General features: G+C 30.7%; 14 protein-coding genes and 1 other annotated feature. Of the genes, 6 read left to right on the forward strand and 8 right to left on the reverse strand.

Going from position 1 to position 12,860, the window contains the following annotated elements:
• Nucleotides 1-45 precede the first annotated feature (45 nt).
• Together CLMAG_RS14150 and CLMAG_RS14155 are read left to right on the forward strand one after the other, a co-directional pair.
• Nucleotides 46-681 carry a DUF4489 domain-containing protein gene (locus CLMAG_RS14150; RefSeq protein ID WP_066623559.1) on the forward strand — a complete coding sequence of 212 codons (636 nt, stop codon included), beginning with the start codon at nt 46-48 and terminating at the stop codon, nt 679-681.
• Nucleotides 682-807: 126 nt separating this feature from the next.
• Nucleotides 808-1,113: a hypothetical protein gene (locus CLMAG_RS14155; protein ID WP_066623562.1), complete on the forward strand. Its 306-nt coding sequence runs from the start codon at nt 808-810 to the stop codon at nt 1,111-1,113.
• 670 nt (nt 1,114-1,783) lie between these two features.
• On the opposite strand, the gene CLMAG_RS30815 is transcribed toward CLMAG_RS14155, so the two are convergent.
• A complete protein-coding gene (locus tag CLMAG_RS30815; protein ID WP_082831937.1) occupies nt 1,784-2,044 on the reverse strand; it encodes a hypothetical protein in 261 nt (86 codons plus the stop codon).
• Here CLMAG_RS30815 and CLMAG_RS30820 point away from each other — a divergent pair.
• Entirely contained in the window at nt 1,959-2,546 is a 588-nt protein-coding gene (locus tag CLMAG_RS30820; RefSeq protein ID WP_479723208.1) for a CsxC family protein, read from the forward strand. The two genes, CLMAG_RS30815 and CLMAG_RS30820, sit on opposite strands and share 86 nt — an antisense overlap.
• A 120-nt stretch (nt 2,547-2,666) precedes the next feature.
• On the opposite strand, the gene ilvB is transcribed toward CLMAG_RS30820, so the two are convergent.
• Nucleotides 2,667-4,331, reverse strand: coding sequence for a biosynthetic-type acetolactate synthase large subunit (gene ilvB, locus CLMAG_RS14165; RefSeq protein WP_066623574.1), 1,665 nt, complete (start codon nt 4,329-4,331; stop codon nt 2,667-2,669).
• A 251-nt stretch (nt 4,332-4,582) separates the two neighbouring features.
• The gene (gene ilvC, locus CLMAG_RS14170; protein WP_066623576.1) at nt 4,583-5,584 is read right to left on the reverse strand and encodes a ketol-acid reductoisomerase; all 1,002 of its coding nucleotides are present in this window, start codon (nt 5,582-5,584) and stop codon (nt 4,583-4,585) included.
• Between the two features lie 75 nt (nt 5,585-5,659).
• Nucleotides 5,660-5,856, reverse strand: a binding site (T-box leader).
• A gap of 597 nt (nt 5,857-6,453) precedes the next feature.
• On the opposite strand from ilvC, the gene CLMAG_RS14175 reads away from it, so the two are divergent.
• Nucleotides 6,454-7,128 (forward strand): hypothetical protein, encoded by a 675-nt coding sequence (locus CLMAG_RS14175; RefSeq protein ID WP_066623582.1) that lies wholly within the window; start codon nt 6,454-6,456, stop codon nt 7,126-7,128.
• Between the two features lie 240 nt (nt 7,129-7,368).
• Here CLMAG_RS14175 and CLMAG_RS14180 read toward each other — a convergent pair whose 3' ends face one another.
• Entirely contained in the window at nt 7,369-7,734 is a 366-nt protein-coding gene (locus CLMAG_RS14180; RefSeq protein WP_066623583.1) for a response regulator, read from the reverse strand.
• Between the two features lie 369 nt (nt 7,735-8,103).
• On the opposite strand from CLMAG_RS14180, the gene CLMAG_RS14185 reads away from it, so the two are divergent.
• Complete coding sequence (locus CLMAG_RS14185) at nt 8,104-8,811, forward strand: TerC family protein (protein WP_066623587.1); 708 nt, start codon at nt 8,104-8,106, stop codon at nt 8,809-8,811.
• 54 nt (nt 8,812-8,865) lie between these two features.
• Here the strand turns inward: CLMAG_RS14185 and CLMAG_RS14190 are convergent, their stop codons facing one another.
• From CLMAG_RS14190 to CLMAG_RS14205, 4 genes are all read right to left on the reverse strand, one after another.
• Nucleotides 8,866-9,315 (reverse strand): PadR family transcriptional regulator, encoded by a 450-nt coding sequence (locus tag CLMAG_RS14190; RefSeq protein ID WP_066623592.1) that lies wholly within the window; start codon nt 9,313-9,315, stop codon nt 8,866-8,868.
• Between the two features lie 136 nt (nt 9,316-9,451).
• Nucleotides 9,452-10,219, reverse strand: a complete 768-nt coding sequence (locus CLMAG_RS14195; protein WP_066623594.1) for a hypothetical protein — start codon at nt 10,217-10,219, stop codon at nt 9,452-9,454.
• Nucleotides 10,219-10,914: an ABC transporter ATP-binding protein gene (locus CLMAG_RS14200; RefSeq protein ID WP_066623602.1), complete on the reverse strand. Its 696-nt coding sequence runs from the start codon at nt 10,912-10,914 to the stop codon at nt 10,219-10,221. The genes CLMAG_RS14195 and CLMAG_RS14200 overlap by 1 nt, the downstream gene beginning before the upstream one ends.
• Nucleotide 10,915: 1 nt before the next feature.
• On the reverse strand, nt 10,916-11,284 hold the full coding sequence (locus CLMAG_RS14205; protein WP_066623605.1) for a GntR family transcriptional regulator: 369 nt from the start codon (nt 11,282-11,284) through the stop codon (nt 10,916-10,918).
• A gap of 137 nt (nt 11,285-11,421) precedes the next feature.
• Here CLMAG_RS14205 and amrA point away from each other — a divergent pair, with 137 nt between their 5' ends.
• Nucleotides 11,422-12,825: an AmmeMemoRadiSam system protein A gene (gene amrA, locus CLMAG_RS14210; RefSeq protein WP_066623607.1), complete on the forward strand. Its 1,404-nt coding sequence runs from the start codon at nt 11,422-11,424 to the stop codon at nt 12,823-12,825.
• Nucleotides 12,826-12,860 lie beyond the last annotated feature (35 nt).

A 12,860-nucleotide genomic window follows, 5' to 3' on the forward strand; every position in this document is an offset into this window, starting at 1 on the left:
ATAAAGATTGGAACACCTTATGATAAGAAAGAGGAGGACTTTTTTATGAAATTAAACTATGATTACGAAAGACCTGATTATGATCAATGTGAATGCTATGGACCAAAAAGACCTGATTATGATAAATGTGAATATCGTGAACCAAAAAAACCTGTTTATCATGAATATGAGAAATGCTGTGATGATCACAAATTTGCTAAATGCTACCCTAAGAGCCCATGCCCATATCCAATACTTTTTGAATGTGCTCAGGGAACATCAGTATCAATACCAGGGGTTGCTGCTCTAGCAGATACAACACCATTTACCCCTAGACCTTTAGGATGCCTCACTATAGATACAAGTTGTTTAAAAATGCCAGTAGTAAAATTTGATTTTTCAGCTATTGTAAAATATATAGCTGTTGCAGATAATTTTCCAGCAAGACTAACTTTCGCATTATGTAAACAATGTGATAACGGAGATGAGATTTGCTGTGGAACTTGGGACTTTGCAGTTGATTTTGATGCTAACCTTGAACAGATTACTACTTCCTTTAGTTTCAGCCATTGTGAATGTAACAGCTGTCCAGGATGTTGCACTTACACCGTTAAAATAATTGCAGCTACAAATGTAGGTGTTAATAACATCCTTGATGTATTCAACCCAAATCTTCAAGCATTTGCTAAGTCAAGTTGCTAGATAAATCTTAATAAAATAGGGGAAGCTCTAACTAGAGCTCTCCCCTTCAATTTTATTATTTATTGTACTAGCAGTAGTTAAAAGTTTATTTATATCATTATCTCTATAAAAAAGGAGAATACAATTATGAGTAAAAAACATCATTCAAAAAAACATCACTCTACAGAAAATCATAAAGATCATAGCAAAAAACATCGTAGAAGGAAACATAAGGAAAAAACAAGTAATCAACTTCTTAATAGTAATGATGTTAGTGATATATCTGATATAATCATGAAAAATACCGATTCTAACTCTGCGAATAGTGAAGATTTTAATGATTCAACAAAAAAACATAGAAAACATAAAAACATAGAAAACATAAAAAACATGAAAAAAAAGAAAAATTCACAGAAAACTATAATTCTGGATATAATTATATTGAATGTTTAAAGAATGAATTCCCTGAGGATTACTATGACAAATCTGTTGATAATGATTATCCTGATGATGAGTGTAATAAATGTGAAGATAATGATTCTTCTCTCAATCTCTATGTCAAATCTGTTGATAATGATTATCCTAATGATGAGTGTAATAAATGTGAAGATAATGATTCTTCTCTCAATCTCTATGTCAAATCTGTTGATAATGATTATCCTAATGATGAGTGTAATAAATGTGAAGATGATGATCCTTCTCTCAATCTCTATGTCAAATCTGTTGATAATGATTATCCTGATGATGAGTGTAATAAATGTGAAGATAATGATTCTTCTCTCAATCTCTATGTCAAATCTGTTGATAATGATTATCCTAATGATGAGTGTAATAAATGTGAAGATGATGATCCTTCTCTCAATCTCTATGTCAAATCTGTTGATACCGATTATCCTAATGATGAGTGTAATAAATGTGAAGATGATGATCCTTCTCTCAATCTCTATGTCAAATCTGTAGACAATGACTATCCTGATGATAGTCGTAATAGATGTGAAGATAATGATCCTTCTGATAATTTCTATGACAAATCTGTTGATGATGATTATAATGAAGCTAACTGCATAGAAATCTACAGAGATAAATTTAATAAATATTATAAATCACAAAAACACTATAAACTTTATAAGTGCAAGGATAAAAAATACACAAGCAAAGAAACTATAGTTAAATGTTGTGAAGTAAGTGTCAAATCAGAGACCTTACCTCTTTGCCCAAATACTCCCCAAACTCCATCAACTATTTGTAAACCTGCTGTGATAAATGTTCCGGTAGTATTATCTGAACCCAAAGTAACTATTTCTATTGTCTCATCTATAAAGTTACAATACCCTGCTTTGGAAATTAAACGAATTAGAAAAAATGTATATTTAACCCAATGCAAACTTATTCCTAACTCTGGAGATGGTGATCCTGATGTGGGAATAATATTTATAAGTGGTTTTATTAGAAAGAATATAGAATATGCTACTAAAAACTGCACTAACAAAAATGCATTGTGTGGAAATATAAAACATACAACAGTTAAAGTGCCTTTTAACTGTACCACAAGAATTATATTTCTAAATAGACCTATATTCATAGAAAATTTCACTCAAAATGAAGTGGAGATGTCTAAAAATTTCATTAAGACTTGTGACCCTGGTGAAAATACTATACTAGGAGATACTCTTTGTGAACAGAACTTAAAATTCACAGAACTTTTCAACGAAGAAATCTTTTGCAAATTAGTGAAATCTGAAATTATCCAGTGTGATATTTTTGAAAATCCTACTAAGTCAAAATACCAAACACCTATTAATTATATGTTGAAAGACATTAAGGAAAAAATTGTAATGAATTTAACAATAAAGATATTACAAAATCAACAATTAAAAATTCCTTAAGCTAAAAGGGGCTGTTGCATTAGGCAACTTATATACAATATATTGTTTTGTGAATTAATAACAAACGCAATATATTGTATTATTTGTTATTAGTGCCAAACAGCCTCTTTTGCATTTTAGTTATCCAATACTTTCAGTTATTGGTGCCCCTGGAGGTACTATAGGCAATACCTTTTCGTTCTTATTTATATCACACTCAACTATAACTGGTTTATTTAGTGCTAAAGCTTCTTTTAATACTTCTTCAACTTCTTCGTTATTTCTTATTTTCATAGTTTTTATTCCATAAGCATTACCAAGCTTCATCAAGTCAACCTCATCTCCAAATTTGGTATGACTAAAATGACCTTGAAAGAACAGTTCCTGCCATTGGTATACCATACCAAGAACATGGTTATTAAGTACAAGTTGTACAATAGGAATTTGATATTTTGCAACAGTAACAAGTTCATGAGCATTCATTTTAAAGCTTCCATCACCTGCTACATTTATTACCTTAGTATTTGGATTTCCAACCGCTGCCCCAATTGCGGCTGGAAGACCAAATCCCATAGTTCCAAGCCCCCCTGATGTAACTAAAGTTCTTGGTTCTGTAAATTTAAAGTATTGAGCAGTCCAGATTTGATTTTGACCAACTTCAGTAGTTATAATGAAATTATCTTTAATTAATTCTTGTAATTTTTCTATAACATGTTTAGGACTTACAGAATACTCATTTTTTTGCTCAGCAGGCTTAATTTTTTGCCACTCTTTAATCTGATCCATCCAACTTATATTTTCTTTTTTATCAACTCTCTCGATCAGTGAACTAAGAACATCTTTTATATCACCTTTTAGAGGTACATCAATATCTATATTTTTTCCTAATTCCTTTGAATCTATATCAATATGAATTATTTTTGCATTAGGTGCAAAGGCTTCAACTTTGCTTATTACACGATCACTGAATCTCGCCCCAACTGCAATAAGCACATCACATTTTGATACTGCAAGATTTGAACACTTACTTCCATGCATACCTATCATGCCCATATAATTTTCATGATCTCCTGAAAAAGCACCCATACCCATAAGTGAACAAGAAACAGGAGCATTAATTTTTTCTACAAATTTTCTAAGAAGTTCACTTGCATTGGATTTTACTACTCCTCCACCTACATAAATTACAGGCTTGCAGCTTTCATTTATATATTTAGCGGCATCATTTATATTTTCCGCATACTCATTTGTATATTCTAGATTTTCCATTGCTACTTTTGATTCTTCAAAATTATAATCAATTTCTGCAACCTGTATATCTTTAGGCAAATCTACAAGTACTGGTCCTGGTCTTCCTGATATAGCTGTTTTAAAAGCCTCTCTTATAGTAGATACTAGTTCATTTGGGTCTGTTACAATGTAATTCTTTTTTGTAATAGATTTAGTAATTTCTACAATATTTACTTCCTGAAAAGAATCTCTTCCGATTAAGCTTTGAGAAACTTGACCTGTAAAAACCAATAGTGGAACAGAATCTCCATAAGCTGTAGCTATACCCGTAACTGTATTTGTAGCACCAGGGCCAGAAGTTGCAATAACAACCCCTACTTTCCCTGTCGATCTAGCGTACCCATCTGCAGCATGAGTAGCTCCCTGTTCATGCGCTGTTAATATATGTGTTATTTCCCTTGTATTATATAGGGCATCATAAATAGGTAATACTGCTCCACCTGGATAGCCAAATATTGTATCAACACCCTGCTCTTTTAAACATTCTAGAAGTACTTGTGCACCTTGTAATTTCATAATGATAGCCCCCTTATTCTTGGAATTTCAATAAAAATTTATAACAATATTGAATTAGTACACTAATACACATTAGTGATACTAAACCCTTATTAATAATCAATATTATACGAACATTCAACTTTTTTCATTTTTTGCAATCTTTAATGTGTAAAAGTTAGACCAAAATGTTTAAATCAGATTAGAGATTATACTTAGAATTTCTGTATTTAGAATTGAATATTGGAGTGTGATATCTATTTATATTTTTACTACTTATTATTAGTCCAAGACATCATAGCTCTTAAATTTTTCCCTACAGTTTCTATAGTGTGATTTTGTTCTGCTCTTCTCTTAGCATTAAAGGATGGTCTATTGGCCTGGTTTTCAAGGATCCAATTTCTTGCGAAAGTACCGTCTTGTATTTCATGAAGTACTTTTTTCATTTCTGCTCTTGTATCTTCATTTATAATTCTCTTACCTACAGAATAATCTCCATATTCAGCAGTATCACTTATTGAATATCTCATATAGCTAAGACCGCCTTGATTCATAAGGTCTACGATAAGCTTCATTTCATGTAAACATTCAAAATAAGCATTTTCTGGAGCATATCCAGCTTCAACTAAAGTATCAAATCCTGCCTTTATAAGTTCTGTAACTCCTCCACAAAGTACAGCTTGCTCACCAAATAAATCTGTTTCAGTTTCATCTTTAAATGTAGTTTCAAGTACTCCTGCTCTTGCTCCACCAATTCCTTTAGCATAAGCCAATGCATAATCTTTAGCTCTTCCGCTATAATCTTGATATACAGCTATAAGACATGGTACTCCTTTTCCTTCTTGATATTGACTTCTTACAGTATGACCAGGTCCCTTTGGTGCTACCATAATTACATCTACATTTGAAGGAGGTACTATTTGGCTATAGTGAATATTAAAGCCATGAGCAAACATTAAAACCTTTCCCTCTTTTAGATTCGGTTCAATACTTTCCTTATATATTTTCGCCTGCTTTTCATCAGGTAACAATATCATTATAAAATCAGCTTCTTTAACTGCATCCGCAACCTCTAATACTCTAAGACCTGCTTCTTCAGCAATTTTCCATGACTTGCTTCCCTTATATAATCCAACCATAACTTCTACATCGCTATCTTTTAAATTTAGGGCATGTGCGTGTCCTTGACTTCCATAGCCTACAACTGCCACCTTTTTTCCCCTTAACAGACCCATTTCAGCGTCTTTATCATAATAAACCCTTAATTTCTCCATTTTGACTCCTCCTAATCATATTTATTATAAAATCATATTTATTTATAAAATTATATAAAAAAAGACCAAACTTCTCACTGGGGCGAGAAGTTTAGTCGCGGTACCACCCAAATATTTTACTCAATCAAATAACGACTTACGCCGGCACAGCTTAATTAATTCAGCCTGCAACTTAAGGGTGATTTTCAATAGATTCCAGTTTGTGAGCTTTCACCTAATCTCACTCTCTTTAAAACCTTTCTCCATTTACTCTTCCCTATCATTGTTTTTATGTATGAATTTTTGGTATATTCACAAAATGTTATTATTACTTTACTATACATTATTGATGATGTCAATAACCAAGTTAAATTTTTTATTATTTCCAAAAATAACAATTTCATTCAAAATAAATTTACGTATGTGACGATAATAATACCTAAAAATTCATTTGTCAATAGATTTTTTATTTTATATTTTATTTTCCTATAATTTATTTCACTTTAAATTTTTTCATTTTTATTGCTCTGATATATGATATTAAGCCATTTATCAAAATATTACCTTAATAATTATTTATTTTTCTATTAGGCGCTTATGCTAAACATTTCTTTTAAATGATTTTATAATTGCAATTTTGAAATATTTTAAATATAAAATTTCATTTTTTACAAGTTAATTTTAAATCATCCTCGTCACCATAACCCCATTGACGTCCATTCTTCCATTTTGCAAGATTCAGTCCACCACCCACCTAATTGGCACTCAAATTGGCCTTTATCTATCTATTTTTTATACATTTATGAATTTTTATTTGTATCAACTTGCACTTTTTATTCAATATGGGTATACTATATATAAGGAATGTTATTAAATAAGAGGTGAAACTCATGAATACAATATCTGATTTTAAATTTCAATTAAATAAAAATAATATTATTAGTTCAGTTCAATCTTATTGCCAATCACCTCCCTATGAGGTACTGAGCAAAATATATGATAATATGCTTCCTTTAGTGAAAAAATATTCTAAGCCTTTAGGTCTATTTAAAATCGAAAGAAAATTAGACGAATTAAAGTTAATTTCATTAAAAGATTGTAAATTTGTAATCTATTGTGCTGTAACTATTGGTCAAAATTCTGTAGATAAAGTGAATAGTCTATTTAAGGATGGAAAATTTTACGAAGCAATTCTGTTTGATGCAATAGCTAGTTACTTCTTATTCGATATAAGTGATCAACTATTTACTACAATATGTGAAAAATACAATGACATAAATTTAGGTCTTACCAATAAAATTGTACCTGGAGATGGTGATATAGATTTGGAATATCAAAGGGAAATAATATCTAGATTACAAAGTAATACTATATCTATTGTTAATAACTGCATGCTTTATCCATCGAAGTCCATGTCCTATATCTATGGAGCTGATGAGAGTATAGCTTCTAATCAATATAAAGATCACAGTTGCATTACATGTTCTAATATCTTTTGTAAAATGAAAAATTCTAAAGATAACATAGAATCTACTCTTATACCTAAAACAATGGGCTGCGCGTAAATTGCAGCCTACTGTTTTATTTTCTCGTATGAAGCGTAAACTTGAATCAGATGGGGTTTTAAACCCCACCTGATTCTTAGTTGAACGAATCCAGAGACGTAGCCGATCTTTACTCCCACTTTGGAGAAAAGCAGAAAACCAAAATCTATGATTTTGTGTGAATCGCTTTCACAGAGTGCGTATGGGAGTATTAGAGCGGGTAGTCATTGGATAAATTCTTTTTCTTATCTTTTTTTAATATTAAGCTCTATGCTTTAACGCTTTATTGATTTCCTTAACCAAGTCCTCTTCATCAAAAGGTTTAATAATAAATCCCTTAGCACCAGCCTTTACTGCTTCTTTTATTATTTCCTGTTGCCCCATAGCCGAGCATACAATGATTTGTGCCTTAGGATCTATTTCTATAATTTCTTTAACTGCTTCCAATCCACCAAGTTCTCTCATTGTTAAATCCATTGTAACCACATCCGGCTTTAGTTCTTTATATCTTAATATACCTTCTTTTCCATTTGAAGCCTCTCCTGCGATTTCAATATTATTTCTTTTTAATATCTCTATTATAATATTTCTCATAAATTTTGAATCATCTACTACTAAAACTCCCATGATAAAACTACTTCTCCTTTTTTGAGCTTTTTAATTCCAAATAATAAATTTATGCTTTTTTTCTTTCATTTTCATTGCAAATTATGTTGTAAAAAATAAGAACATAAGCAATTATGCATTTTCTCTCTTGGTCCTAGTATATTATATTACATATATTAGGCATATGTACATACTTTTATTATTAAGTTTTCTAAACTTTTCAATTAATATAAATCAGTAAGATATTAATATATAATAGTTATATAAACTTTAGTATTCTAATATAATTTAATAAGTATAAATGATAATATATATGAATTTTGACTTATTCTTTAACTGTGGTAAAATAGTATTTAATGATTACAGTATAAAAAAAGAAGGAGATTAAATATGAGTGATTTAGGTACATTTTTATTAGGCGCAATGCAGATAACTCTTTTAGATATAGTTCTAAGTGGTGATAACATTGGCGTAATCGCATTAGCTACAAAGGATCTTCCAGAAAAATATGCAAAAAAAGCATCTGCTATTGGAGTCTTTGCCGCGGTTTCATTAAGAATTATTTTTGCTTGTCTTATTACATATATTCTAATGATTGACTGGCTTCCTATTAAGTTAATAGGTGGACTTCTCCTTGTTAAAATCACTTGGAACTTTGTTAGAAGTGATAGTAAAGAAGAAAATGCAAATATACATGTTTCTAGTAAGTTTATGGGAGCCATTTGCAGCATTATTATAGCAGATATAACAATGAGCTTGGATAATGTACTTGCAATTGCTGGTGCTGCAGAAGGAAGCTTAGTTCTTATAGTTTTCGGTCTTGTCCTCAATATCCCTATTATATTTTTTGGCAGTCAATATGTGGCTAAATTGATGAACAAGCATCCTATAGTAACCTATATAGGCGGAGCTGTACTTGCTCATACTTCTTTTAAGATGTTATTAGAAGACAAGTTATTGTCCCCCTATATTCCAAGTATTATAGAAGTTACAGTGCCTTATGCTGCTGCATTACTTACAATTATTTATGGACTTTATATCATAAACAGACCAAAAAACTATAGTCTTAGGGATTATAAAAAGCAAAATCTTAGGTAGTTACTATATAGTGTAATCAAAAAAAAGGAAACTATACATTCAGCTATAGTTTCCTTATTCATATAAATCTTTATATACTATTTTAAAAACTTCCAAGGCCTCGTGTATTTTTCCTTTTAAAAGATCTTTTCGTTTTTCTAACTCTTCAATTCCAACCTCAGTTATAGTATATATCTTCTGTATTTTGCTTTTTGAATCATCCCATTTACCAATAATCATTTTTTCCTTTTCCATTTTTTTTAAAATAGGATATATTCCACCGGTACTAGGAATCCATCTTCCTTTTGTTCTATCTCCTATCCTATTAGCTATATCATTACCATTAGTGGCTCCTGTGCTTAAAACATATAAAACATAAATAGGCAAAAGTCCTTTCGTAAATACCTGTCCTACAGCATCTTTCTCATTTTGCACCTTCTTCAGTTCTGAAAGTTTTCTTTTATATTCCTCATATAGTTGTCTTTCCTCTTCTAAAGTGTCTTTTAATGTACTAATTTTTTTCATAAGTTTTATTCTTCCTCAACTTGTTAATCGTTAACATGTTAATTATATCATTTTGTACAATATTATCAATATTAATAACTGTTAACTTAAAAGACCCTAAGCATCTTAAATATGATGCCTAGGATCCTTAATTATTTTAAAAATCTAATTTATTTTCTATAATATGAGAAGTTACTAAAAACATTAATGTAAATGCAACAATATTAAATATCGTAACTGCTATGTTAATTGGCATTAATTGAGCTCCCTCTACAAATAAGCGAGATTCGTTAGAAAGCATATTTAAATTTATGTCTTTAGGAAAAGTTTCCACTAAGAACTGTGTAATTTTTCCAGACACTGTAGATATAATTATAAATATAATAAAACTACTCATCTTACCCATCTTTTTCTTTTTGATTGCTACCTTGCTTAAAGCTATAGAAAAATATATTACTAATAAAAAGTAAAAATACTCAAGGAAGCTTGCAAGTACCATAAAAACAACAAAGCTTGGATTTACATTTCTCATAATATCTGTTACCATAATTGATAAATTTATATCCATCTTATGTGTATTCATTAAGATTATATAGTTGAATAACATCGTTATTGCTCCAACTATTAAAGCCTGAATAAGTGCACTTACAAGCTTTGAAGCTAAAATTGAATATCCATGCTGTGGCAGTGTACATAACAAGTACCCCGTATCCTCATACATATCTCTACTAAATATTTTTATATTCCATATGAACACCACAATTGCAGCAGCAAAGCTTACCATAAAAGAAGCTACAATTATCGCTTGTATTTCCCATACATTTATTCTTGAAATTAAAAATAAACTTATCAGAGCTATTATGCCTATAACTATAATAAAATCTTTATAGTATCCCTTTAGTTCATACTTTATTAAATTAAGCATTATTTAAATACCTCCCTATATAACTGATCTATAGATAATCCCTTTTCATTTCTTAATTCTTCTGCATTACCACTTAGCACTACTTTTCCCCCTGATATAAAAGCCACATCATCAAATAATCTTTCAATATCATTTACAAGATGTGTTGTAATTATAATTGAGCTATCTTCACTGTAATTGTCTAGTATAGCATCTAGTATTTTTTCTCTAGTAGTAGGATCTACGCCTCCTAGAGGCTCATCTAAAATATAAAGTTTTGCCTTTCTTGAAAGAACTAAAGTTAAATATAATTTCTCAGTCATCCCTTTTGAAAGTGTCTTAACTTTACTATTTATATCTAAATTCATAAATTCTAATAACTTTTTACATTTTTCTACGTCAAAATCCTTATAAAAATCCTTAAAAAAATTAACTGCATCCTTAATTTTCATCCACTTAAACAAGTACTCTCTATCTGGCAAATATGATACTATAGATTTTGTGTAGACTCCTGGCTTGTGACCATCTATCAATAGTTCACCATTAGTTTTTGACAAAATCCCAGCAGCTATCTTTAAAAAAGTTGTTTTGCCACTTCCATTCGGTCCTAAAATCCCTACTATTCTTCCCTTCTTAACCTCTAAATCTAATCCATTTAAAGCCTTTTTGTTAAAATAGCTTTTTTCCAAATTTGAAGCTTTTAGTATAACATCCATATTAAAATTCCTCCTTAACTTTATCTTCAATTACCGTTAAAATTTCCTTTCCCGTGAACCCTAGATTCTTCATACCTTTCATAAAGTTATCTATGATTTCCTTTGCCATTTCTTTTTTTAATTCCCCAATCATATCAGTATCTTCCCTTACAAATGTTCCCATTCCTCTTTGTGTATAAGTTATACCCTCTCGTTCAAGTTCCTGATACGCTCTCTGTAAAGTATTCGGGTTTACCTGAAGTTCTGATGCCATATCTCTCACTGAAGGCAGCTTATCCCCTGGTTTTAACTTTTTAATAACTATATCTCTTTTTACTAAATGCATTATCTGTATATATATAGGAATTTTAGGATCAAAGCTTATTCCCACAATAACACCTCCATATTATATTAGTGTACTATATTTATCATACACCTATGCAGAATAAAGGTCAATCTTTTTTGTATTAAATTTATATTAAGTGATAAACTTTAAATATAAAATTTTAATCATCGGAGGTTTTAATTATGAGCAATATACTTGGATACTATTTAATGCCCCATCCACCAATTATAATACCTGAAATCGGAAAAGGTGAGGAAAGAAAGGCTTCAGCAACTATGGAAGCATGTATAAAAGTGGCAGATGAAATTAACAAACTAAATCCTGATACTATAATAATTATCACTCCTCATGGCCCTGTCTTCAGAGATGCCATTTCAGTTTCAGACAGTGACTACTTATCAGGAGACTTTAGCAATTTTAATGCTCCAGATGTACAATTTAATTCTGTTCTAAACTCTTCATTAACAGAGGAAATTGTAAAATACGCCTTTGGTATGGGAATACCTATGGTTGCTATTAGTGAAGACTCTGCTGGAAGATTTAATATAGAATATGAACTAGATCATGGTACTATGGTACCACTATATTTTATAAACCAAAAACTCAATAATTATAAATTAGTCCATATAACTTATGGTTTTCTTTCAGAAGTAGAACTTTACAAATTCGGAGTAGTTATAAAGCAAGCGGTAGAACGTTCTAATACAAAAGCAGTAATAATAGCATCTGGAGACTTATCTCATAGAGTTACTGAAGATGCTCCTTATGGTTACAGTCCTCATGGTAAAACTTTCGACACCGAACTGTTAGATATGCTTAAAAATGGTAATGCATTAAATATATTTAAAATGGATAAAAATATAATCGAATCTGCAGGAGAGTGTGGTTTAAGGTCTGTATATATATTATTAGGCACTATGGATCAAGAAAACTTTAAAGGAGAAGTTTTATCCTATGAGGCTCCTTTCGGAATAGGCTACGGTGTTGTAAAACTTAGTACCAGCGAAGGTGGCGCTGTGGACATTGTTGAAAAAATTTCCAATCTAAAGGATGAAGCTATGAAGGTAATTAGAGACTCTGAGGATGAGTACGTTAGATTAGCTCGAGAGACCTTAGAATATCATGTAAAAACAGGAAAATTTATAGCAACTCCATCATATGTTACCAAAGAAATGTTAAATGAAAAAAGAGGCGTATTTGTTTCACTTAAAATGGACGGTGAACTCAGAGGCTGTATAGGTACAGTTTTTCCTTCTTATGACAATATTGCTGAGGAGATTATGAAAAACGCTATAGAAGCTGGTGAGAGGGATCCTAGATTTAATCCTGTTGAAGAAGAAGAACTTAACAATATAGTTTATTCTGTAGATGTTCTAATGCCTGCAGAAAAAGCTTCAAAAGAAATGCTAGATCCAAAAAAGTTTGGTGTTATAGTAAGAAGTGGTCACCGAACAGGTTTGCTTTTACCTGATTTAAGTGGTGTGGATACAGTTAAGGAGCAGATAAGCATTGCTTTAAATAAAGCAGGAATAGAAGAAAATGAAAACTACAGCATTGAAAGGTTTGAGGTTATTAGACATAAATAGCCTCAGGTTGTATTAAACTTACTGTTATTGATTTA

Source organism: Clostridium magnum DSM 2767 (genome assembly GCF_001623875.1).
GTDB classification, from domain to species: domain Bacteria; phylum Bacillota; class Clostridia; order Clostridiales; family Clostridiaceae; genus Clostridium_AM; species Clostridium_AM magnum.